We start from the raw sequence: 22,739 nt of genomic DNA, 5'->3' as shown, positions 1-22,739 counted from the left end.
ATACTTTAGAGCATCTTGATGATTTTTGCCGGATTGCCGCCAACGACAGCATTGGCCGGTACATCTTTTGTCACAACCGCGCCGGAAGCCACCACCACATTATCACCCAGCGTGACGCCAGGATTAATGACGGCGCGCCCGCCAATCCAGACATTATTGCCAATGGTCACGGGCTTGCCAAACTCGACGCCGCTGTTGCGTTCATCGGGATCCAGCGGATGAGTTGCCGTGTAGATATGCACACCCGGTGCCAGCATGCAGTTGTCGCCAATATGAATAGGGCAGACATCCAGCATCACGCAATCGAAGTTAGCGTAAAATTCTTTACCCAGGTAAATGTTGTAACCATAGTCACAGCGGAAACTCGGCTCGATATACGCGCCTGCGCTTTGTCCTAAAAGTTCCGCCAGAATGTTCTGGCGTTCAGTTTTCGCGTCGGGGGCGGTGTGGTTATAGCGGTGAATCAGATGGCGGGCTCGCAGCCGATCGCCCCGTAACGTCTCATCACCAGGGCAGTAATGTTCACCTGCAATCATCTTCTGTTTTTCTGTGCTCATTTAGGAACCTCTCTGGATATCATTACTGCAGAGTAATAGGGATAGGCCAGTAAGGGAACGTTCCCGGAAAACCTGTGTGATAAGAGTCACAACAATGTTGCGGATGAGCACGTTTTACACGGAGACCTGCTTTCGCACAGGGAGCGTAAGTCGAAAGGTGTATACAAACCAGAACGTGACGTAGAACCTCTACAGATACACGTTAAAGATTAACGAACAAATTTCCATACGGACGTTGGGATTTTGTCATACAGCTTATTCATGGTCAGCTCAGCGAGCCGATGGTCAGCGGCTGAATAAAATACAGCCAGTTCATTATCAGACAGCTCGTATTTATTTTTTTCGATGACACGTTCGAGCGTGTCTATTGACTGACAACGTCGCAAGCGCATCAAATAATCGACTTTTGTTAATGGTTTATCAGACATAAATTCACCTTAGTAATTGTAATAATTTTAACAGGAAAGACTAACCGGGTTTGCTCTGCTCACGTTGACGAAGCAGCGGAATAGCCGATTTCCCGATTTACGCCATTTTTGCAAATCCTGGGCGTTAATGCCGTAGCTACTGAACAACATAAAGGTGTCGTCCAGGTATTCGTCAATTTGCTCAATGAGCTTATTATCTTCATTGTACTTAATTTTATAATTAAGTGCGAAGGTTGCAATATGCTCTATCAGCTCGTTCAACTGTAAATTGATCGCAGACGTTGGGTCATTCACCCAGCCATGGTTACTTTCATCAAGATTGGCAAGGCAGTCATGGTACAAGGATTCGCAGAGAAATTTCAACTGCGCGATATCATGCCTTTTTGGCGAGTACTCGTCCATAGCGCATCCCCTTCTGAGTGATTTCTTACTCACCGAACATCATGTCGGGATGGATACAACATACTTAGCCGCACGGGTGCTGTGTTCCTGATAACTCTAACTATAAGCCACTCTGATCGAGATTTCACCGCGCTATTACGAAAAATTACAATTAAAACCTGATACTGCGAGCGTTTACGCAATTGCCCGGCCTGAACAGAACGTTTTTATCCGAATTAACACTGATTTTTTATCGCGTCCTTACGTTTCATTGATTTAGCGTAAACTGTCAGACGAAGACCAGATTCGGACTTTTCTTTGTTCGATAGTGGTGCTAGGAATATTCCTAATAATTTACGCGTCGAAATGAAATTAAAAAAATCATGAATTCGCCGATTAAGTTTTCAGTTAATTATGATATGTCTTATTAAGATGACAGAAAATAAATAGCACCACAATAAGCGTAATTTATGATTTTTTTGAAATGAAAAAGGCCGCAAATGCGGCCTTTTTATCATATGAAACCGGTATCAGTGAGGTTCTACCGAATGACTGTGCTCAACGTCTTCATTCTTACGGCTGAAGCGGCGGCGAACCACCACGAAGAACACCGGTACGAAGAAGATCGCAAGAACGGTCGCGGTTACCATCCCACCCATTACGCCGGTACCTACTGCGTTCTGCGCGCCGGAGCCCGCACCGGAGCTGATAACCAGCGGCATTACACCGAGGATAAATGCCAGAGACGTCATCAGGATTGGACGCAGACGCATACGAACGGCTTCGAGCGTCGCCTCAATCAGACCTTTGCCTTCTTTCTCCATCAGATCTTTGGCGAATTCCACGATAAGTATCGCGTTCTTCGCCGACAAGCCAATGGTTGTCAGCAGGCCCACCTGGAAGTAAACGTCGTTGGTCAACCCACGGAACGTTGCGGCAAGCAGCGCACCGATAACCCCCAGTGGAACAACCAGCATAACGGAGAACGGAATCGACCAGCTCTCATACAGTGCCGCCAGACACAGGAAGACCACGATGAGTGAAATGGCGTACAGGGCAGGGGCCTGGTTCCCGGACAGACGTTCCTGATAGGACATACCGGTCCAGTCATAGCCGATACCTGCAGGCAGTTTACTGGCGAGTTCTTCCATCAGGTTCATCGCTTCACCGGTGCTTCGACCCGGCGCAGCCTGACCCAGGATTTCCATCGATGGCAAGCCGTTATAGCGTTCCAGACGCGGTGAACCGTATTCCCAACGCGAGGTTGAGAAGGCGGAGAACGGTACCATCTGCCCATCGCTGCCGCGAACGTACCAGTTATTGATGTCGTTCGGCAACATACGGTACTGCGCCTCTGACATCACGTACACCTTCTTCACACGACCGCGGTCGATGAAGTCGTTGACGTAGCTACCGCCCCAGGCTGCGCCCAGTGTGGTATTGATGTCGCTGATGGACACACCCAGCGCCTGGGCTTTTTCCTGGTCGATGTCGATTTTATACTGCGGCGTATCTTCCAGACCGTTTGGACGCACGCCGACCAGCAGGTCAGGGTGTTTAGCCACTTCACCAAACAGCTGGTTACGCGCCTGAGTCAGTTTCTCGTGACCCAAACCACCCTGGTCAATCAGCTGGAAGTCGAAACCGGTCGCCGTACCCAGTTCAACAATCGCTGGCAGGTTAAAGGCGAAGACCATCGCATCTTTAATCTGCGAGAAGGTGCCCATAGCGCGGCCGGTGATCGCTTCAACTTTGTTCTCTTCGCCCGGACGTTCAGACCAGTCTTTCAGAGAAACGAAGGCGATACCGGTGTTCTGACCACGACCCGCAAAGCCAAAGCCGTTAACCGCAAACACGGATTCAACGTTGTCTTTCTCTTTGGTGAGGTAGTAGTCCGTCACTTCGTCCAGTACTTTCTGGGTACGCTCTTGCGATGCACCCGCCGGGAGCTGTGCCATCGTCAGGAACACGCCCTGGTCTTCATCCGGCAGGAACGAGCTTGGCAGACGAACGAACAGGAAAGCCATGCCCACCACGATGATGATATAGAGCAGCAGATAACGACCGGTGCTGCGCAGGATGTTGCCCACGCTGTCGGTGTAATGGTGCGTACTCTTATCAAACATGCGGTTAAACCAGCCGAAGAACCCTTTGTGCTCGCCGTGACCGCCTTTCTGAATCGGCTTCAGCATGGTGGCACACAGGGCAGGCGTCAGGATCAACGCCACCAGCACGGACAGCGCCATCGCGGAAACGATGGTAATAGAGAACTGACGGTAAATCGCACCGGTTGAACCTCCGAAGAAGGCCATCGGGATAAATACCGCAGACAGCACCATCGCGATACCGACCAGCGCGCCCTGGATTTGCCCCATCGATTTACGGGTTGCTTCCTTCGGCGGCAGGCCTTCCTCCGCCATCACACGCTCGACGTTCTCTACCACAACGATGGCGTCATCCACCAGCAGGCCGATGGCGAGCACCATCCCGAACATTGTCAGGGTGTTTATCGAGTAGCCGAATATCGACAGGATCGCGAAGGTCCCGAGCAGTACGACCGGAACGGCGATGGTTGGGATCAGCGTCGCACGGAAGTTTTGCAGGAACAGGTACATGACCAGGAAGACGAGGATGATCGCCTCAACCAGGGTTTTTACCACTTCGTGAATCGAGATTTTAACGAACGGCGTGGTGTCATACGGATATACGATTTTCAGACCTGACGGGAAGAAAGGTTCCATCTTCTTCAGCTCTGCACGGATAGCCGTGGCGGTGTCCAGGGCGTTAGCGCCTGTCGCCAGTTTGATACCCAGACCGGAAGCAGGTTTGCCGTTGAACTTCGCGATGATGTCGTAGTTCTCACCGCCCAGCTCAACTTTCGCCACGTCGCGCAGGCGAACCTGAGAACCGTCCTGATTCACTTTCAGCAGAATTTTGCTGAACTCATCGGCGGACGTCAGACGCGTCTGTGCGATGATCGAGGCGTTAAGCTGCTGGCCTTTCACCGGCGGCGTACCGCCTAGCTGACCGGCTGCCACCTGGGCGTTCTGTGCTTTGATCGCGCTGATTACGTCAACCGGCGTCAGCTGGAAGTTGTTCAGCTTGTTCGGATCCATCCAGATACGCATCGCGTACTGGGAACCAAACAGCTGCACGTCACCCACACCGGAAGTACGGCTGATAGCGTCCTTCATGTTGGCGCCCACGTAGTCGGAAATATCCTCCTGCGTCATGGTGCCGTTGGTGTTGATAACGCCGACAACCATCAGGAAGCTACTGGACGATTTCTCGACGCTCACGCCCTGCTGTTGTACTTCCTGCGGCAGCAGCGGCATCGCCAGCTGCAGTTTGTTCTGCACCTGAACCTGCGCGATGTCAGCATCGGTACCTGACTGGAAGGTCAGGGTGATCTGAACTGTACCGGTGGAGTCACTGTTTGAGGACATGTACATCAGGTTATCGATACCGTTCATGTTCTGTTCGATAACCTGAGTCACGGTGTCCTGCACCGTTTTTGCATCAGCCCCTGGATAGGTTGCGGAGATCGTCACCGCCGGTGGCGCAATCGTTGGATATTGCGCGACGGGCAGCTTCAGGATCGCAAGTCCCCCAGCTAGCATGATGATTATGGCGATCACCCACGCAAATATGGGGCGATCGATAAAGAAATTAGGCATGTCTTAACGGCTCCTGTTTAAGTTAAGACTTGGTTTGTTCTGACTGACCAGCGGCTGAAGCTTGTTGTTTATCGTCAGACTTCACTTCCTGTGCTTTAACCTGCGCGCCAGGACGAACTTTTTGCAAACCAGTGATAATCACGCGATCGCCATCTTTCAGACCTTCCGTCACCAGCCATTTATCGCCAATCGCCTGCGTAGCAGTGATATTGCGGGTTTCGACTTTGTCATCAGCCCCGACAACCAGTGCGCTCGCATCGCCGCGTGGCGTACGGGTCACACCCTGCTGTGGAACCAGAAGTGCGGTTGGATTCGTCCCTTCTTCCAGACGCGCGCGAACGAACATACCAGGCAACAGCGTGTTGTCCGGGTTCGGGAAAATCGCACGTAAGGTGATGGAACCGGTGGTCTGGTCGACCGTCACATCAGAGAATTCCAGTGTGCCTGACTGTGGGTATTTGATACCGTCATTGGTCACAAGCTCCACTTTGGCTTTGCCGTTTTCCTGTTGCAGCTTGCCACTTGCGAGCTCTTGCTTCAGACGCAGGAAATCATTGCTGGACTGTGTGACGTCAACGTAGATCGGATCAAGCTGCTGCACGGTAGCCAGCGCCGAGGCCTGACCGTTCTGCACTAGCGCCCCTTCCGTCACGGAAGATTTACCAATACGACCGCTGATAGGGGAGGTCACTTTGGTGTAGGCCAGGTTAATACGCGCGGTTTCGACGGCGGCTTTCGCGGCAACGACGGCAGCGTTGGTCTGCTGTGCATCCGCCAGCGCAGTATCGTAATCCTGTTGACTGATGTACTGCGTACCGAGCAGTTTTTTATAGCGGCTCAGCGTGAGCTGGGAGATTTTGGCTGCAGCTTCAGCTTTCGCCAGATCGCCTTTCGCGCTTTCATAAGACGCCTGATAGGTTGCTGGATCAATCTGATACAGAGACTCACCGGCTTTCACATCACCGCCTTCCGTGAAGTTACGTTTCAGGATAATACCGCTCACCTGAGGACGCACTTCCGCAATGCGGTAAGCACTCGTACGGCCTGGCAATTCTGTGGTGATTTGTAGAGGTTCAGATTTGAGCGTCACAACGCCTACTTCTGGCGCCTGCTGAGCTCCTTGTTGAGCCGGTTTGTCGTCACATCCTGTTAGCGCTAAGCTGCCTGAGAGCATCAGAACGACCGCCAGAGGCGTTAACCCTCTGTTTTTGTTCATATGTAAACCTCGAGTGTCCGATTTCAAATTGATCAAGGGTCCTGAGTCTAAAAACCCATTGCTGCGTTTATATTATCGTCATGCTATGGTACATACATTCACAAATGTATGTAAATCTGACTCCTGTAAATTCACTGACATATGGCACGAAAAACCAAACAACAAGCGCTGGAAACCCGACAACACATTCTGGATGTGGCGATTCGTTTGTTCTCTCAGCAGGGTGTGTCATCAACCTCGCTGGCGCAGATTGCTCAGGCCGCGGGCGTCACGCGGGGAGCGATTTACTGGCATTTTAAAGACAAGTCAGATCTGTTTGGTGAAATCTGGGAGCTTTCAGAATCCAACATTAGCGATCTAGAGACTGAGTATCGGGCAAAATTCCCCGACGATCCACTCTCAGTATTAAGAGAAATTCTAGTATATATCCTTGAAGCAACGGTAGTTGAAGAACGTCGCAGGCTAATGATGGAAATTATTTTTCATAAATGCGAGTTCGTGGGCGAAATGGCGGTCGTCCAGCAGGCGCAGCGTAGCCTGTGTCTGGAGAGTTATGACCGTATCGAACAGACGCTAACGCAATGTATTCAGGCAAAAACGTTACCGGCCAACCTGCTGACGCGCCGCGCCGCCATTCTGTTACGTAGCTATGTCTCCGGGCTGATGGAGAACTGGCTATTTGCGCCACAATCTTTTGATCTTAAAAACGAAGCTCGTAGCTACGTCGCCATTTTGCTGGAGATGTTGCAATTTTGCCCGACACTGCGTGACGAAACCCACTCCGTTCCTGCCTGACCGTCGCCAGGATTTATCCTGGAGGTTCATGTTCTTGCTATTCTGCTTTCAGCGGGCGTGATATTCTTCACGCCGGACTATTTTCGGTCATTTCTCACATCATACTCACGACTATGCTGCACACCAAACGCTCGCAACATCCTGTTCTTGCATTATTTTTTGCTATGCTGTTTTTCCTGGCTTCCGCGCCGCTTTCGTATGCTCGCGCAGATAACGCCAGCGATATCCCTTCGCGTGCCGATGTTCAGGCGCAGCTTGATACGCTGAATAAACAAAAAGAGCTGTCGCCTCAGGAGAAACTCGTCCAACAGGATCTGACGGAAACGCTGGAAACGCTGGATAAAATTGAACGCGTAAAAGCAGAAACGGCTCAGCTTCGCCAGAAGGTCGCGCAGGCCCCGGACAACATGCGCAAGGCGACAGAGGCGCTGAGCGCGCTGAGCGACGTCGATAACGATGACGAAACCCGCAAAACGCTTGCGACGCTCTCGCTGCGTCAGCTGGAGTCGCGTGTGGCGCAGTTGCTGGACGATCTCCAGACCGCGCAGTCCGATCTCGCCACCTATAACAGCCAGCTTGTCTCGCTGCAAACGCAGCCTGAGCGCGTGCAAAACGCGATGTACACCGCGTCTCAGCAGCTTCAGCAGATCCGCAACCGCCTGAATGGGACGGCTGTGGGAGATGGCGCGTTACGCGCTACGCAGCAAACGTTGTTGTTGATTCAGCAGACGTTGCTTAATGCGGAAATTGAACAGCAGCGCAAGAGCCTTGAAGGCAATACGGTGCTGCAGGATACACTGCAAAAACAGCGTGATTACGTCACCGCCAACATTAATCGTCTTGAGCACCAGCTCCAGCTGCTGCAGGAGGCGGTAAACAGCAAACGCCTGACGCTGACGGAAAAAACCGCTCAGGAAGCCGTCTCGCCAGACGAAACCGCCCGCATTCAGGCCAACCCGCTGGTGAAGCAGGAGCTTGAGCTTAACCATCAGTTAAGTGAGCGTCTGATTCAGGCCACCGAAAGCGGTAACTCGCTGGTGCAGCAGAATATTAAAGTCAAAAACTGGCTGGATCGCGCGCTGCAGGCGGAACGTAACATTAAAGAGCAGATTGCGGTTCTGAAAGGGAGCCTTCTGCTGTCGCGAATTTTGTACCAGCAGCAGCAGACGCTGCCGTCCGCCGACGAGCTGGAGGACATGACCAACCGCATCGCGGATTTACGTCTGGAGCAGTTTGACGTCAACCAGCAGCGCGATGCGCTTTTCCAGAGCGATAACTTTGTCGCGAAAGTGGAAGAGGGCCATTCCAGCGAGGTAAACCCGGAGGTTCACGACGCGCTGCTGCAGGTCGTCGATATGCGTCGCGAGCTGCTCGACCAGCTCAACAAACAGCTGGGCAATCAGCTGATGATGGCCATTAACCTGCAGATCAACCAGCAGCAGCTGGTGAGCGTCTCGAAAAGCCTGCAGGAGATTTTGACCCAGCAGATTTTCTGGGTGAACAGCAACAAGCCGATGGACTGGGACTGGGTCAAATCCTTCCCTGAGACGCTGAAGTCGCAAATCAAGAGCATGAAAATCACCGTCAACTGGGAGAAGGCCTGGCCTGCGGTGATGATTGCCTTCCTCGCGGGCCTGCCGCTTTTGCTGATTGCGGGTCTGATCCGCTGGCGTTTGAAATGGCTGAAACAGTATCAGGCCAGGCTGGCGTCGGAAGTGGGACAACTGCGTAACGACAGCCAGCTGCACACCCCGAAAGCGATCCTGATTGACCTGATCCGCGCGCTGCCAGTCTGCCTGCTGATTCTGGCCGCCGGGCTGATTCTGCTCACGATGCAGCTCAACATCAGCGATTTGCTCTGGGCGTTCAGCAAAAAGCTGGCGCTGTTCTGGCTGGTGTTTGGTCTCTGCTGGAAAGTGCTGGAAAAAGACGGAGTGGCGGTGCGCCACTTCAACATGCCGGAACAACTTACCAGCCACTGGCGTCGCCAGATTGTGCGCATCAGCCTCGCACTGCTGCCGCTGCACTTCTGGTCTGTTGTGTCTGAACTCTCACCGCTGCATTTGATGGACGACGTGCTGGGGCAGCTGGTTATTCTGCTGAACCTGCTGCTGATTGCCGTTCTGATGTGGCCGATGTGCCGCGACAGCTGGCGTGATAAAGAGTCCCACAACCTTCGTCTGGCGACCGTAACGGTGCTGGCGATCATTCCGCTGGCGCTGATGGTGCTGACGGCAACGGGCTACTTCTATACCACGCTGCGCCTGTCAGGCCGCTGGATCGAAACGGTTTATCTGGTGATTGTCTGGAATCTGCTGTTCCAGACCGTGCTGCGTGGGTTGAGCGTGGCGGCGCGGCGTATCGCCTATCGCCGTGCGATCGCGCGCCGTCAGCATCAGGTGAAAGAGGGGGCAGAAGGCGCGGAGCCGCAGGAAGAGCCGACCATCGCGCTGGAGCAGGTCAACCAGCAAACCATGCGTATCACGATGCTGGTGATGGTGGCGCTGTTTGGGGTGATGTTCTGGGCCATCTGGTCTGATTTAATCACCGTCTTTGCGTACCTCGACAGCGTCAAGCTCTGGCAGTACAGCGGCACCGAGGCGGGTGTGACGGTGATGAAAAGCGTGACCATGGGCAGCCTGCTCTTTGCGCTGGTGTCGCTGGTGGTCGCCTGGGCGCTGATCCGCAACCTGCCGGGCCTGCTGGAAGTGCTGGTGCTGTCCCGCCTGAACCTGCGTCAGGGGGCGTCTTACGCCATCACCACTATCCTGAACTACGTGATCATTATCGCGGGTGCGATGACGGTCTTTGGTTCGCTGGGTGTTTCATGGGACAAACTGCAGTGGCTGGCGGCAGCGCTCTCGGTCGGTCTTGGTTTCGGCCTGCAGGAGATCTTCGGGAACTTCGTCTCCGGCCTGATCATCCTGTTCGAACGTCCGGTGCGTATCGGCGATACCGTCACCATCGGCACCTTCTCCGGCACCGTCAGCAAGATCCGTATTCGTGCGACCACCATTACCGACTTTGACCGTAAAGAGGTGATCATCCCGAACAAAGCGTTCGTGACCGAACGCCTGATCAACTGGTCGCTCTCCGATACGACCACCCGCGTGGTGATCCGCATCGGTGTGGCCTACGGTTCCGATCTGGACAAGGTGAAAGAGGTGCTGTTGAAGGCGGCGTCTGAACATCCGAAAGTCATGCACGATCCGGCTCCTGCGGTGTTCTTCACCACTTTCGGTCCGAGTACGCTGGATCACGAGCTGCGCCTGTACGTGCGTGAGCTGCGCGATCGCAGCTACACCGTCGACGAACTGAACCGCGCGATCGACCGCCTGTGCCGTGAAAATGACATTAACATCGCCTTCAACCAGCTTGAGGTTCACCTGCGTAACGAAAAAGGTGAAGAGCATACGGAAGTGAAGCGCGAGATTAAGGGTGACGATCCGACTCCGGCATAATCTATTTCCCCTCTCCCCTCAGGGGCGAGGGGACGATTTTCTCCCTCTCCCTCAGGGAGAGGGCCGGGGTGAGGGTAATTTCCCCTCAAAATCCCGCCGCACAATCTCCAGCGCTTTCAGCACTGTCTCCGCCGGGATCTCATGATTCTCCAGCAGCATAATCAAATCGACGGCCAGCTTGACCTCGTCGGGTGCATTTTCCAGTGACATCTTTGTGGCTCCTGTTAACGGGTCAAACGTTCAATGACGCGCTCGATCTCATCCAGCGCCTGTCGGCAGCGGGCAATACGGCCTTCGAGGGCGCTTATCTCGCGCATCAATAGCTGCTGCTCTTCCAGCGTTTCGCTGTTGTTCAGTCGGGCTTCGCGTTCGCGTTTCATCTCAAACAGCCGGCGTTCAAACTCCTGGTTCTCCAGCCGCTTGCGCTGCCATTTACCGAGTCCCGGCGAGGCGCTGTCCCAGGCGCGCAGCGGCCAGGCGGCGATTTCGCGATGTAAAGCAGTAATCTGCTCGGCGAGATGCTCCGCCAGCCAGGCCACCTGTTCCTGCTGTCCGTTCTCTACCGCATGGCGCAACTCATCAAGATTCGTTTGCGCCTCCGCAAGATAATCCTGAATTAACGTGCTGCGGGTACGAAAAAGCTGTCGGTCAAAGCGCGGCTTCAGCGTGGCGTGTCCCATCAGCGGCGTGGCCTGCGCGCGCAAGGCGATCAGTTGATTTTGTAGCGTCTCAAGAAGCAAGGCTGTTTTCAAAACGCTCTCCAGTGGTAAAGTAGCCGTTCAGTTTGATAACGATTCGCATTATGCAGCGTACTATTTTAATCATCATTGGCTGGCTCGCGGTAGTGCTGGGCACGCTGGGCGTTGTTTTACCCCTGTTACCGACCACGCCGTTTATTCTGCTGGCGGCCTGGTGCTTCGCCCGTTCATCGCCGCGCTTTCACCACTGGCTGCTCTACCGCTCATGGTTTGGCGGCTACCTGCGGTACTGGCAAAAACACCGGGCCATGCCGCCCGGCGCGAAGCCGCGCGCGATCGCGGTGATCCTCATCACCTTCGCCATTTCATTATGGCTGGTGAAAATGATGTGGGTACGCATTCTGCTGCTGGCGATCCTGACCTGCCTGCTTATCTTTATGTGGCGGATCCCCGTGGTTGATGAAAAGCAACAAAAGCACTGAAGCCTCATCATGGCTGTTGCAATTATTGCGTACAGCCAGTAAATTCGACCGTTTTCGAGCACAGGTGCGCCTGGTTAAAGGTTAAGCAATTGTTACCTTTACCGACTCGTTGCGCGCCGTGAGTAACACTGTTTCACTTAGGCACAAACCGATGACCGCAACTGCACAGCAGCTTGAATTTCTGAAAAAAAGCATCAAAAGCATCCAGGACTATCCGAAGCCTGGCATTCTTTTCCGTGATGTCACCAGCTTGCTGGAAGACCCGAAAGCGTACGCGCTCAGCATTGAACTGCTGGTGGAGCGTTATAAAAACGCCGGGATCACCAAAGTAGTAGGTACCGAAGCCCGTGGCTTCCTGTTTGGCGCACCGGTTGCGCTGGCAATGGGCGTGGGTTTTGTGCCGGTGCGTAAGCCGCGCAAGCTGCCGCGTGAAACCATTGCTGAGAGCTACGAGCTGGAATACGGCACCGATCAGCTGGAAATCCACGTGGATGCCATCAAGCCAGGCGACAAAGTGCTGGTGGTGGACGATCTGCTGGCAACCGGCGGCACCATCGAAGCGACCGTGAAGCTGATCCGCCGTCTGGGTGGGGAAGTGACCGACGCGGCATTCATCATCAACCTGTTCGATCTGGGCGGCGAACAGCGCCTGGAAAAACAGGGTATTACCAGCTACAGCCTGGTACCATTCCCGGGTCATTAATCCCGTTCCTCACAACCTCGCTCAATGAGTGAGGTTGTGATAGCATTCCCCTCCATAAATTCACCTTCCAGCGTTGCAGAGCCTGCCCATGAGTTATCAGGTGTTAGCCCGTAAATGGCGACCACAAACCTTTGCTGACGTTGTCGGTCAGGAACATGTGCTGACGGCCCTGGCGAACGGCTTGTCGCTAGGTCGTATCCATCACGCCTATCTTTTTTCCGGCACCCGCGGCGTCGGTAAGACCTCTATTGCCCGTCTGCTGGCGAAAGGCCTCAACTGCGAAACCGGGATTACCGCCACCCCGTGCGGCGTGTGCGATAACTGCAGGGAAATCGAGCAGGGGCGTTTTGTCGATCTGATTGAGATCGACGCCGCCTCGCGCACCAAAGTGGAAGACACCCGCGATCTGCTCGATAACGTGCAGTACGCCCCGGCGCGCGGCCGCTTCAAGGTCTACCTGATCGATGAAGTGCACATGTTGTCGCGTCACAGCTTCAACGCCCTGCTGAAAACGCTGGAAGAGCCGCCTGCACACGTGAAGTTCCTGCTGGCGACCACCGATCCGCAAAAGTTGCCGGTTACCATTCTGTCGCGCTGCCTGCAGTTCCACCTGAAGGCGCTGGACGTTGAGCAGATACGCGCGCAGCTTGAGCACATTCTCGATGAAGAGAAAATTGTCCATGAACCGCGCGCCCTGCAACTGCTGGCTCGCGCGGCGGACGGTAGCCTGCGTGATGCGTTAAGCCTGACCGATCAGGCGATTGCCAGCGGTGACGGCAAGCTCTCGACCGACGCGGTCAGCACCATGCTCGGTACGCTGGATGACGATCAGGCGCTCTCGCTTATCGAAGCGATGATTGCCGCCAACGGTGAACGCGTGATGTCGCTGGTAAACGCGGCTGCCGCCCGAGGCGTGGAGTGGGAGGGGCTGCTGGTTGAAATGCTCAGCCTGCTGCACCGCGTGGCGATGCTGCAGCTTTCTCCATCGGCAATCGGCGCGGATATGGCCGCCATTGAGCAGCGGATGCGTGAACTTGCCCGCACCGTGCCGCCTGCCGACGTGCAGCTTTACTACCAGACGCTGCTAATTGGCCGCAAAGAGCTGCCGTTCGCGCCGGACCGCCGGATGGGCGTTGAAATGACGCTGCTGCGCGCGCTGGCGTTCCACCCGCGCATGCCGCTGCCCGAACCGGAAGTGCCGCGACAGTCCTTCGCGCCGGTCGCCCCGACCGCGGTGATGTCGCCGCAGCAGGTGCCGCCGCAGCCGACACCGCCGCCGCAAAACGTGCCGCTGTCGGATGCCACCAGTTCGGTACTTGCCGCACGCAGTCAGTTGCAGCGTGCGCAGGGAGTAACCAAACCAAAAAAGAGTGAACCGGCAGCGCCAGCAAGAGCGCGGCCGGTGAACAACGCCGCGCTTGAACGACTGGCCTCGGTAACGGAGCGCGTTCAGTCGCGTCCGGCACCGTCCGCGCTCGAGCAGAAAGCCCCGGCAAAAGAAGAGGCTTACCGCTGGAAGGCGACCACCATCACCGAAACGGTGAAGGAAGAGGTCGCCACGCCAAAAGCGCTGAAGAAAGCGCTGGAGCATGAGAAAACCCCGGAGCTTGCCGCGAAGCTCGCCGAAGAGTCAATCGAGCGGGACGCCTGGGCCGCAGAGGTCAGCAAACTGCAGCTGCCGAAGCTGGTGGAGCAGGTCGCGCTCAACGCCTGGAAAGAGCAAGAGGGCAACCAGGTGCGTCTGCATCTGCGTCCTGGCCAGCGACATCTGAATTCCCCTGGTGCGCAAAAGGCGCTGGCGGAGGCGCTCACCGCATTGCAGGGTGCGCCGGTTGAATTGACTATCATTGAAGATGATAATCCCGCAGTGCGAACGCCGTTGGAGTGGCGCCAGGCTATTTATGAAGAGAGGCTCGCGCAGGCGCGCGAGTCAATTATCGCGGATAACAACATTCAGACCCTGCGCCGGTTCTTCGACGCCGATCTGGATGAAGAGAGTATTCGCCCCATTTGATCGTGAGTCTGACTTACGGTTGTAATCCTTAAACGTGAAAGAGAGAGAAGCCTATGTTCGGTGGAAAAGGCGGTCTGGGTGGCCTGATGAAGCAGGCTCAGCAGATGCAGGAAAAAATGCAGAAGATGCAGGAAGAGATCGCTCAGCTGGAAGTCACGGGTGAATCCGGTGCCGGTCTGGTAAAAGTGACCATCAACGGTGCGCACAACTGCCGCCGCGTGGAAATCGACCCAAGCCTGCTCGAAGACGACAAAGATATGCTGGAAGATCTGGTTGCCGCCGCGTTTAACGATGCCGCGCGCCGTATCGACGAAACCCAGAAAGAGAAAATGGCCTCTGTTTCCAGCGGTATGCAACTGCCGCCGGGCTTCAAGATGCCATTCTGATGCAAACCAGTCCGCTGCTCACGCAGTTAATGGAAGCACTGCGCTGCCTGCCGGGCGTTGGCCCGAAGTCGGCGCAGCGCATGGCGTTCACGCTTTTGCAGCGCGACCGCAGCGGCGGGATGCGCCTGGCGCAGGCTCTGACCCGCGCCATGTCAGAAATTGGTCACTGTGCGGATTGCCGCACCTTTACCGAGCAGGACGTGTGTAACATCTGTACGAACCCGCGTCGCCAGGAAAACGGTCAGATTTGCGTGGTGGAGAGTCCGGCGGACATCTACGCCATCGAACAAACCGGGCAGTTTTCTGGTCGCTACTTCGTGCTGATGGGGCATCTCTCCCCGCTGGACGGTATTGGCCCGGATGATATCGGTCTCGACCGCCTTGAACAGCGTCTTGAGTCCGAAACCATCAAAGAGGTTATCCTCGCCACCAACCCCACGGTGGAAGGGGAGGCAACCGCTAACTACATCGCTGAACTGTGCTCGCAGTATGGCGTTGACGCCAGCCGCATCGCCCACGGCGTGCCGGTAGGCGGCGAGCTGGAAATGGTCGACGGCACCACGCTGTCGCACTCTCTGGCCGGGCGTCACAAGATTATTTTCTGACCAAACGGAGGCTGCGCGCGTGGCCTCCGCTTGAAATTTTCCTCCCTTATCCCCATCTCTCACTCAACGTTTTACAACCCCATTAAATGGCATTGTTGAGGTCGACTTAGATGAAAGGACAAGAAACCCGTGGTTTCCAGTCAGAAGTAAAACAGCTTCTGCACCTGATGATCCATTCCCTGTATTCCAACAAAGAAATCTTCCTGCGTGAGCTGATTTCCAACGCATCCGATGCGGCGGACAAGCTGCGCTTCCGCGCGCTGTCCAACCCGGACCTGTACGAAGGCGACGGCGAGCTGCGCGTGCGCGTCTCTTTCAATAAAGAGAACCGCACCCTGACCATTGCCGATAACGGCATCGGGATGAACCGCGACGAGGTGATCGACCACCTCGGCACCATTGCCAAATCCGGCACCAAAGCGTTCCTCGAGTCCATGGGCTCTGACCAGGCGAAAGACAGCCAGCTGATCGGCCAGTTCGGCGTGGGCTTCTACTCGGCGTTTATCGTTGCCGACAAAGTCACCGTGCGCACCCGCGCGGCAGGCGAAAGCGCAGAAAATGGTGTGTTCTGGGAATCCAAAGGGGAAGGCGAATACACCGTTGATGACATCACCAAAGCGGATCGCGGCACCGAAATCACCCTCCACCTGCGTGAAGGCGAAGACGATTTCCTGAACGACTGGCGCGTGCGCTCCATCATCAGCAAATATTCCGACCACATCGCGCTGCCGGTTGAGATTGAGAAACAGGAAGAGCAGGACGGTGAAACCGTTGTCTCCTGGGAGAAGATCAACAAGGCGCAGGCGCTGTGGACGCGCAACAAGTCTGAAATTAAAGACGACGAGTACAACGAGTTCTACAAGCACATTGCCCACGACTTTACCGATCCGCTGACCTGGAGCCACAACCGCGTGGAAGGTAAGCAGGAGTACACCAGCCTGCTGTACATTCCGGCGCAGGCGCCGTGGGACATGTGGAACCGCGATCACAAGCACGGCCTGAAGCTCTACGTGCAACGCGTGTTCATCATGGACGACGCCGAGCAGTTCATGCCGAACTACCTGCGCTTTACGCGCGGGCTGATCGACTCTAACGATCTGCCGCTGAACGTCTCCCGTGAAATTCTGCAGGACAGCACAGTCACCCGCAACCTTCGCAACGCGTTGACCAAACGTACGCTGCAGATGCTGGAAAAACTGGCGAAAGACGATGCGGAAAAATATCAGACCTTCTGGAAACAGTTCGGTCTGGTGCTGAAAGAAGGCCCGGCGGAAGACACCGCGAACGTCGAAACGATCGCCAAACTGCTGCGCTTCGCCTCAACGCATACCGACTCTTCCGCACAGACCGTGTCGCTGGAAGAGTACGTCTCCCGCATGAAAGAAGGGCAGGAGAAGATCTACTACATCACCGCCGACAGCTACGCGGCGGCGAAGAGCAGCCCGCACCTGGAGCTGCTGCGCAAGAAAGGCATCGAAGTGCTGCTGCTTTCTGACCGCATCGACGAGTGGATGATGAACTACCTGACCGAGTTCGACGGTAAATCCTTCCAGTCCGTGGCCAAAGCCGACGAGTCCATCGACAAGCTGGCGGATGAAGTGGACGAAAGCGCGAAAGAAGCCGAGAAGGCGCTGGAGCCGTTCGTTGAGCGCGTGAAAACACTGCTGGGCGATCGCGTGAAAGAGGTGCGCTTCACGCACCGTCTGACCGATACTCCGGCGATTGTCACCACCGATGCCGACGAAATGGGCACCCAGATGGCGAAGCTGTTCGCTGCGGCGGGCCAGGCGATGCCGGAAGTGAAATATATCTTTGAGCTTAATCCGGATCACCCGCTGGTGAAACGTGCGGCAGACACCCAGGACGACGCCCGCTTTGCCGAGTGGGTTGAACTGCTGCTGGATCAGTCCCTGCTGGCCGAACGCGGCACGCTGGAAGATCCTAACCTGTTCATTAAACGTGTGAATGCGCTGCTGCTGGCGTAATCTCCCCTCACCACTGCCCTCTCCCCAAAGGGAGAGGGTGAAAGAGTTCCCTCTCCCTGTGGGAGAGGGTTAGGGTGAGGGCACCAGACCGCACTAACCCAAATTATCTCCCCCCATTAACCGTTTCAGCTTCCCCGCCTTCCTTGAGCCACGCCCATTCTGGTGGTATTGTTTAGCGCTTTTGAAAAATTGAAACGACATTTGAGGGGATTTTCGCAATGCGTATTATTCTGCTTGGCGCTCCGGGCGCGGGTAAAGGAACTCAGGCTCAGTTCATCATGGAGAAATACGGTATTCCGCAAATCTCCACCGGTGACATGCTGCGCGCCGCTGTTAAATCTGGCTCCGAGCTGGGTAAACAAGCGAAAGACATCATGGATGCAGGCAAGCTAGTGACCGACGAGCTGGTTATTGCTCTGGTCAAAGAGCGCATTGCTCAGGAAGACTGCCGTAACGGTTTCCTGCTGGACGGCTTCCCACGCACCATTCCTCAGGCTGACGCCATGAAAGAAGCGGGCATCAATGTGGACTACGTTCTGGAGTTCGACGTACCGGACGAGCTGATCGTTGACCGTATCGTTGGCCGTCGCGTACACGCTGCTTCTGGCCGCGTTTACCACATCAAATTCAACCCACCTAAGGTTGAGGGCAAAGACGACGTGACCGGCGAAGAGCTGACCACCCGTAAAGACGATCAGGAAGAGACCGTGCGTAAACGCCTGGTGGAATACCATCAGATGACTGCACCGCTGATCGGCTACTACACCAAAGAAGCGCAGGCGGGTAACACCCAATACGCCAAAGTCGACGGTACCAAAGCCGTGGCTGACGTACGTGCAGAGCTGGAAAAAATCCTCGGCTAATTGCACGTCTCTCACCCGGGTTCTCCGGGTGAGAAAAATTCTCATCTTACCTATTACAGCAATGGGTTTCGTTTAAACGCATTTCCGCTACAATTGACAACCTATCAAATGGTTAAGAGGCGTGAATGAGTCAGGCGAAAACCGGCATCCTGCTTGCCAATCTGGGCACCCCAGAAGCACCCACTCCAGCAGCGGTAAAACGCTATCTGCGACAGTTTTTAAGCGACACGCGCGTCGTGGATACCCCAAGATTGCTGTGGTGGCCCCTGCTGCGTGGCGTTATTCTGCCGATTCGTTCTCCGCGCGTGGCAAAGCTATATCAGTCCGTCTGGATGGAAGAGGGCTCGCCGCTGATGGTGTACAGCCGCCGTCAGGAGAAAGCACTGGCCGCCCGCCTGCCGGATATGCCCGTCGCGCTCGGCATGAGCTATGGAACACCTTCGCTCGAAAGCGCAGTGGAAAACCTGCTCGCGCAGGGCGTTGACCATATCGTCGTGCTGGCGCTCTATCCACAGTATTCGTGTTCGACGGTAGCTGCCGTCTGGGATGAGCTGGCACGCATTCTGAAGACGCGTCGTCGCATTCCTGCGGTGACCTTTATTCGCGACTACGCGGATAACGATCTGTACATCAAGGCGCTGGCCAGCAGCGCCCGCGCGTCGTTTGAAAAGCACGGCGAGCCGGATCTGCTGCTGCTCTCCTATCACGGCATTCCGCAGCGTTTCGCCAATGAAGGGGATGATTACCCGCAGCGCTGCCGCGATACCACCCGCGAGCTGGTCTCCGCCCTTGGCCTGCCGCCGGAGAAAGTGATGATGACCTTCCAGTCGCGCTTCGGCCGCGAGCCGTGGCTGACGCCGTACACCGATGAAACCCTCAAAATGCTGGGCGAGAAGGGCGTGAAGCACATTCAGGTGATGTCGCCGGGCTTCTCGGCCGACTGTCTGGAAACGCTGGAGGAGATTGCGGTACAAAACCGGGAATTTTTCCTCGAAGCTGGCGGTGTGAAGTACGAGTACATTCCGGCACTTAACGACTCCCCTGAGCATATCGACATGATGGTCTCGCTGGTGACGAATAGCCGCTGATCGCGCTTGAGGCCGGGTTTGTGCTACCATTCCCGGCTTCTATTCCTTGCACAGTCCAGACCATGAAATTTCCCGGTAAACGTAAATCAAAACACTACTTCCCCGTTAACGCTCGCGATCCGCTCCTGCAGCAAATCCAGCCTGAAAATGAAACCAGCGCCGCATGGGTGGTGGGTATCGATCAGACGCTGGTGGATATTGAAGCCAAAGTGGATGATGCGTTTGTTGCGCGTTACGGTCTGAGCGCCGGGCATTCGCTAGTGATCGAGGACGATGTTGCTGAAGCGTTGTATCAGGAGCTGGTGCGTGAAAATCTGATCACCCATCAGTTTGCCGGTGGCACCATTGGCAACACCATGCACAACTACTCCGTGCTGGCTGATGACCGTTCGGTGCTGCTCGGCGTGATGTGTAGCAATATCGAAATCGGCGGCTACGCCTATCGCTACCTGTGCAACACCTCCAGCCGTACCGACCTGAACTACCTGCAGGGCGTAGACGGCCCGATTGGCCGCTGCTTTACGCTCATTGGTGAGTCCGGCGAGCGTACCTTTGCCATCAGCCCTGGCCACATGAACAAGCTGCGCGCAGAGAGTATTCCTGAAGAGGTTATTGCGGGGGCCTCTGCGCTGGTGCTCACGTCGTATCTGGTGCGCTGCAAGCCGGGCGAGCCGATGCCGGACGCGACCATGAAGGCAATTGAGTACGCGAAGAAGTACGATGTCCCGGTCGTCCTGACGCTGGGGACCAAATTCGTTATCGCCGACAACCCGGAGTGGTGGCAGGCCTTCCTGAAGGAACACGTTTCGATTCTGGCGATGAACGAAGAAGAGGCCGAAGCGCTGACCGGCGAAAGCGATCCGCTGCTGGCGTCTGATAAAGCGCTGGACTGGGTCGATCTGGTGCTCTGCACCGCCGGACCTGTCGGGCTGTACATGGCGGGCTTCACGGAAGAAGAGAGCAAACGCAAAACCCAGCATCCGCTGCTGCCTGGCGCAATTGCCGAATTCAACCAGTTCGAATTCAGCCGCGGTATGCGCCATAAAGACTGCACCAACCCGCTGCGTATCTACTCCCACATCGCGCCGTACATGGGCGGGCCAGAGAAGATCATGAACACCAACGGCGCGGGCGATGGCGCGCTGGCCGCGTTGCTGCACGACATCACCGCTAACGCTTACCACAAAACCAACGTGCCAAACTCCAGCAAGCATAAGTTTAGTTGGCTGACCTATTCGTCGCTGGCGCAGGTGTGTAAATACGCGAACCGCGTGAGCTATCAGGTGCTGAATCAGCACTCCCCGCGCTTGACGCGTGGCCTGCCGGAACGGGAAGACAGCCTCGAAGAGGCGTATTGGGACAGGTAAAAGCAAAACGGCAACCAGGTTGCCGTTTTTAGTGTTTATTCCCTCTCCCGGTGGGAGAGGGTCAGGGTGAGGGCATCAGGCCGCACAAGGTAAAAGCAAAACGGCAACCAGGTTGCCGTTTTTAGTGTTTGTTCCCTCTCCCTGTGGGAGAGGGTCAGGGTGAGGGCATCAGGCCGCACAAGGTAAAAGCAAAACGGCAACCAGGTTGCCGTTTTTAGTGTTTATTCCCTCTCCCGGTGGGAGAGGGCCAGGGTGAGGGCATCAGGCCGCACAACACTCAGCCTGTAACAGCCTCTTCAACCGGCGCTTTCTCCAGTAGCGTCAGCATCGTGTTCGCAATCTCACGCTCACCCATGACGACCTTATTCGCGCCGCGCTCGGTGATGTATTCCACCTCATCGTCATAATGTGCGCGGGCAATAATCTCGATGGTCGGACACTTCGCGCGCGCGGACGCGACAATCTCACCTGCCTCGTAGCCGTTCGGAATGGTCAGCAGCAGCCAGCGGGCGCAATCCAGATGCGCCAGATTCATGATCTCTTCGTTTGCCGCATTGCCCAGCACCGCGCGAATGCCGCGCTCGCGCAGTTCGTCAACGCGTGTGCGTGAGGTTTCAATCACCACCAGCGGAATGCCCTGCGCCATCAGCTTCTCACCGAGCAGGCTGCCCACGCGGCCAAAGCCAACCAGTAGCGCGTGATTGCAGATATCCACCGGGATCTGCTTCTCTTCTTCGATAGCCTCTTCCAGCGTCTGCTCTTCCAGGGTTTCCGTTTTATCGAGGTATTTTTCCAGCAGGGCAAACAGCACCGGGTTCAGCATAATGGAGAGGATCGCCCCCGCCAGCACCAGATTCTGACCGGCCTGCGGGAGTAGATTAAGCGCCATGCCGAGACCGGCCAGAATAAACGCGAACTCACCAATCTGCGCCAGGCTGGCGGCAATGGTCAGCGCCGTACGCGGCGAGTGGCCAAACATCCGCACCAGGAAGAAGGCGGCAACGGACTTACCAAAGATAATGATCGCCAGCGTGCCCAGCACCGCCAGCGGCTGCTGGATCAGAACCAGCGGGTCAAACAGCATCCCGACGGAGACGAAGAACAGCACGGCGAAAGCATCACGCAGCGGCAGCGTGTCGTGCGCCGCGCGGTGGCTTAATTCAGATTCGTTCAACACCATCCCCGCGAAGAACGCGCCCAGCGCAAACGAGACGTCGAACAGCTCTACGGCACCAAAGGCGATACCCAGCGCCAGAGCGAGTACCGAAAGGGTGAACAGCTCGCGGGAACCTGTCGCCGCAGTGCGGGACATGATCCAGGGTACCAGACGGCGGCCCACCAGCATCATGATGGCGATAAAGGCCACAACCTTACCGATGGTGATACTCATATCCAACGCCAGCGAAGCGAAGCCGACGTTGTCTTTTTCCATCATCCCGGCGACGGCGGGCAGCAGCACCAGCGTTAACACCATCACCAGATCTTCAACGATCAGCCAGCCTATTGCGATTTGCCCGCGCTGGCTGTCTATCAGCTGTCTCTCTTCAAGCGCGCGCAGCAGCACCACGGTACTGGCGGTTGAAAGACACAGCCCAAACACGATGCCGGTCATCAGCGACCAGCCTAGTACCGCTGAAAGCGCCATTCCCAGCAGCGTCGCCACCCCTATCTGGGCGATCGCTCCCGGTATGGCGATAGACTTTACCGCCATCAGGTCCTTCAGTGAAAAATGCAGACCGACGCCAAACATCAGCAGAATCACGCCTAATTCCGCCAGTTCTGGAGCCAGTTTGGTATCCGCCACGAAACCCGGCGTAAAAGGACCCGCCAGTACACCCGCTAACAGATAGCCGACAAGAGGAGAAATACGCAGTTTATTGGCAATCATGCCAAGGATAAAAGCGAGCACAAGTCCACCAACAATGGTGGTGATAAGCGGTGTGGCGTGGTGCATTCCGTCTCCTTTCGTGGTGAGTGTTCCATTTTTGGCATAAATACCAAAAGACCAGGTAATAGTTTATGACAATTTTTAC

At 55.7% G+C, this 22,739-nt stretch carries 18 protein-coding genes, 1 pseudogene and 1 other annotated feature; of the genes and pseudogenes, 11 read left to right on the top strand and 8 right to left on the bottom strand.

What is annotated here, in order from left to right:
• Positions 1 to 5 precede the first annotated feature (5 nt).
• The 5 genes from maa to acrA all read right to left on the bottom strand — a co-directional run bounded on the left by maa (position 6) and on the right by acrA (position 6,259).
• On the bottom strand, positions 6 to 557 hold the full coding sequence (maa, locus tag KW829_RS21215) for a maltose O-acetyltransferase (RefSeq protein WP_010428173.1): 552 nt from the start codon (positions 555 to 557) through the stop codon (positions 6 to 8).
• 209 nt (positions 558 to 766) lie between these two features.
• Complete coding sequence (locus tag KW829_RS21210) at positions 767 to 985, bottom strand: HHA domain-containing protein (RefSeq protein ID WP_010428174.1); 219 nt, start codon at positions 983 to 985, stop codon at positions 767 to 769.
• Positions 986 to 1,012: 27 nt separating this feature from the next.
• A complete protein-coding gene (gene tomB / locus KW829_RS21205; protein ID WP_008499288.1) occupies positions 1,013 to 1,387 on the bottom strand; it encodes an Hha toxicity modulator TomB in 375 nt (124 codons plus the stop codon).
• A 509-nt stretch (positions 1,388 to 1,896) separates the two neighbouring features.
• Positions 1,897 to 5,043: a multidrug efflux RND transporter permease subunit AcrB gene (gene acrB, locus KW829_RS21200; protein ID WP_089598001.1), complete on the bottom strand. Its 3,147-nt coding sequence runs from the start codon at positions 5,041 to 5,043 to the stop codon at positions 1,897 to 1,899.
• 22 nt (positions 5,044 to 5,065) lie between these two features.
• Positions 5,066 to 6,259 carry a multidrug efflux RND transporter periplasmic adaptor subunit AcrA gene (gene acrA / locus KW829_RS21195; RefSeq protein WP_172701376.1) on the bottom strand — a complete coding sequence of 398 codons (1,194 nt, stop codon included), beginning with the start codon at positions 6,257 to 6,259 and terminating at the stop codon, positions 5,066 to 5,068.
• Between the two features lie 141 nt (positions 6,260 to 6,400).
• Between acrA and acrR the strand changes: the two genes are divergently transcribed.
• Complete coding sequence (gene acrR / locus KW829_RS21190) at positions 6,401 to 7,054, top strand: multidrug efflux transporter transcriptional repressor AcrR (RefSeq protein WP_010428179.1); 654 nt, start codon at positions 6,401 to 6,403, stop codon at positions 7,052 to 7,054.
• Positions 7,055 to 7,167: 113 nt separating this feature from the next.
• Positions 7,168 to 10,515, top strand: coding sequence for a mechanosensitive channel MscK (mscK, locus tag KW829_RS21185; RefSeq protein ID WP_218309021.1), 3,348 nt, complete (start codon positions 7,168 to 7,170; stop codon positions 10,513 to 10,515).
• A 41-nt stretch (positions 10,516 to 10,556) separates the two neighbouring features.
• Here mscK and rsmS read toward each other — a convergent pair.
• Positions 10,557 to 10,725 (bottom strand): annotated as a pseudogene (rsmS, locus tag KW829_RS21180) (pleiotropic regulatory protein RsmS); the annotation flags it as partial.
• A 14-nt stretch (positions 10,726 to 10,739) separates the two neighbouring features.
• On the bottom strand, positions 10,740 to 11,267 hold the full coding sequence (gene priC / locus KW829_RS21175) for a primosomal replication protein N'' (protein ID WP_089598004.1): 528 nt from the start codon (positions 11,265 to 11,267) through the stop codon (positions 10,740 to 10,742).
• A 50-nt stretch (positions 11,268 to 11,317) separates the two neighbouring features.
• Between priC and KW829_RS21170 the strand changes: the two genes are divergently transcribed.
• From KW829_RS21170 to KW829_RS21130, 9 genes are all read left to right on the top strand, one after another.
• Positions 11,318 to 11,695 carry a DUF454 family protein gene (locus KW829_RS21170; protein ID WP_010428184.1) on the top strand — a complete coding sequence of 126 codons (378 nt, stop codon included), beginning with the start codon at positions 11,318 to 11,320 and terminating at the stop codon, positions 11,693 to 11,695.
• Between the two features lie 151 nt (positions 11,696 to 11,846).
• Positions 11,847 to 12,398 (top strand): adenine phosphoribosyltransferase, encoded by a 552-nt coding sequence (gene apt / locus KW829_RS21165; protein WP_218309020.1) that lies wholly within the window; start codon positions 11,847 to 11,849, stop codon positions 12,396 to 12,398.
• Between the two features lie 88 nt (positions 12,399 to 12,486).
• Positions 12,487 to 14,412, top strand: coding sequence for a DNA polymerase III subunit gamma/tau (gene dnaX, locus KW829_RS21160; protein ID WP_218309019.1), 1,926 nt, complete (start codon positions 12,487 to 12,489; stop codon positions 14,410 to 14,412).
• Positions 13,742 to 13,806 (top strand) — a sequence feature (DnaX frameshifting element). It overlaps the preceding gene by 65 nt.
• A 53-nt stretch (positions 14,413 to 14,465) precedes the next feature.
• Complete coding sequence (locus KW829_RS21155; RefSeq protein ID WP_010428194.1) at positions 14,466 to 14,798, top strand: YbaB/EbfC family nucleoid-associated protein; 333 nt, start codon at positions 14,466 to 14,468, stop codon at positions 14,796 to 14,798.
• Positions 14,798 to 15,403: a recombination mediator RecR gene (recR, locus tag KW829_RS21150; protein ID WP_008499298.1), complete on the top strand. Its 606-nt coding sequence runs from the start codon at positions 14,798 to 14,800 to the stop codon at positions 15,401 to 15,403. Before KW829_RS21155 ends, recR begins: the two co-directional genes overlap by 1 nt.
• A gap of 110 nt (positions 15,404 to 15,513) precedes the next feature.
• Positions 15,514 to 17,388: a molecular chaperone HtpG gene (gene htpG / locus KW829_RS21145; RefSeq protein ID WP_010428198.1), complete on the top strand. Its 1,875-nt coding sequence runs from the start codon at positions 15,514 to 15,516 to the stop codon at positions 17,386 to 17,388.
• A gap of 218 nt (positions 17,389 to 17,606) precedes the next feature.
• On the top strand, positions 17,607 to 18,251 hold the full coding sequence (adk, locus tag KW829_RS21140) for an adenylate kinase (protein WP_010428200.1): 645 nt from the start codon (positions 17,607 to 17,609) through the stop codon (positions 18,249 to 18,251).
• A gap of 125 nt (positions 18,252 to 18,376) precedes the next feature.
• Complete coding sequence (hemH, locus tag KW829_RS21135; protein ID WP_010428201.1) at positions 18,377 to 19,339, top strand: ferrochelatase; 963 nt, start codon at positions 18,377 to 18,379, stop codon at positions 19,337 to 19,339.
• 62 nt (positions 19,340 to 19,401) lie between these two features.
• Positions 19,402 to 20,706 (top strand): inosine/guanosine kinase, encoded by a 1,305-nt coding sequence (locus KW829_RS21130; RefSeq protein WP_089598006.1) that lies wholly within the window; start codon positions 19,402 to 19,404, stop codon positions 20,704 to 20,706.
• A gap of 277 nt (positions 20,707 to 20,983) precedes the next feature.
• On the opposite strand, the gene ybaL is transcribed toward KW829_RS21130, so the two are convergent.
• Complete coding sequence (gene ybaL / locus KW829_RS21125) at positions 20,984 to 22,660, bottom strand: YbaL family putative K(+) efflux transporter (RefSeq protein ID WP_010428204.1); 1,677 nt, start codon at positions 22,658 to 22,660, stop codon at positions 20,984 to 20,986.
• Positions 22,661 to 22,739 lie beyond the last annotated feature (79 nt).

This window comes from Enterobacter sp. ENT02 (assembly GCF_019219165.1).
GTDB classification, from domain to species: Bacteria; Pseudomonadota; Gammaproteobacteria; order Enterobacterales; family Enterobacteriaceae; genus Enterobacter; species Enterobacter mori.
The sequence above is the reverse complement of the archived record's forward strand: the minus strand, read 5'-3'. Positions and strand labels throughout refer to the sequence as shown.

Coding starts and splice junctions, on each gene's coding strand:
- adk (WP_010428200.1), top strand. CDS start 17,607: ATGCGTATTATTCTGCTTGGCGCTCCGGGCGCGGGTAAAGGAACTCAG.
- maa (WP_010428173.1), bottom strand. CDS start 557: ATGAGCACAGAAAAACAGAAGATGATTGCAGGTGAACATTACTGCCCT.
- mscK (WP_218309021.1), top strand. CDS start 7,168: ATGCTGCACACCAAACGCTCGCAACATCCTGTTCTTGCATTATTTTTT.
- acrR (WP_010428179.1), top strand. CDS start 6,401: ATGGCACGAAAAACCAAACAACAAGCGCTGGAAACCCGACAACACATT.
- KW829_RS21130 (WP_089598006.1), top strand. CDS start 19,402: ATGAAATTTCCCGGTAAACGTAAATCAAAACACTACTTCCCCGTTAAC.
- apt (WP_218309020.1), top strand. CDS start 11,847: ATGACCGCAACTGCACAGCAGCTTGAATTTCTGAAAAAAAGCATCAAA.
- ybaL (WP_010428204.1), bottom strand. CDS start 22,660: ATGCACCACGCCACACCGCTTATCACCACCATTGTTGGTGGACTTGTG.
- acrA (WP_172701376.1), bottom strand. CDS start 6,259: ATGAACAAAAACAGAGGGTTAACGCCTCTGGCGGTCGTTCTGATGCTC.
- KW829_RS21210 (WP_010428174.1), bottom strand. CDS start 985: ATGTCTGATAAACCATTAACAAAAGTCGATTATTTGATGCGCTTGCGA.
- hemH (WP_010428201.1), top strand. CDS start 18,377: ATGAGTCAGGCGAAAACCGGCATCCTGCTTGCCAATCTGGGCACCCCA.
- KW829_RS21170 (WP_010428184.1), top strand. CDS start 11,318: ATGCAGCGTACTATTTTAATCATCATTGGCTGGCTCGCGGTAGTGCTG.
- recR (WP_008499298.1), top strand. CDS start 14,798: ATGCAAACCAGTCCGCTGCTCACGCAGTTAATGGAAGCACTGCGCTGC.
- htpG (WP_010428198.1), top strand. CDS start 15,514: ATGAAAGGACAAGAAACCCGTGGTTTCCAGTCAGAAGTAAAACAGCTT.
- tomB (WP_008499288.1), bottom strand. CDS start 1,387: ATGGACGAGTACTCGCCAAAAAGGCATGATATCGCGCAGTTGAAATTT.
- KW829_RS21155 (WP_010428194.1), top strand. CDS start 14,466: ATGTTCGGTGGAAAAGGCGGTCTGGGTGGCCTGATGAAGCAGGCTCAG.
- acrB (WP_089598001.1), bottom strand. CDS start 5,043: ATGCCTAATTTCTTTATCGATCGCCCCATATTTGCGTGGGTGATCGCC.
- dnaX (WP_218309019.1), top strand. CDS start 12,487: ATGAGTTATCAGGTGTTAGCCCGTAAATGGCGACCACAAACCTTTGCT.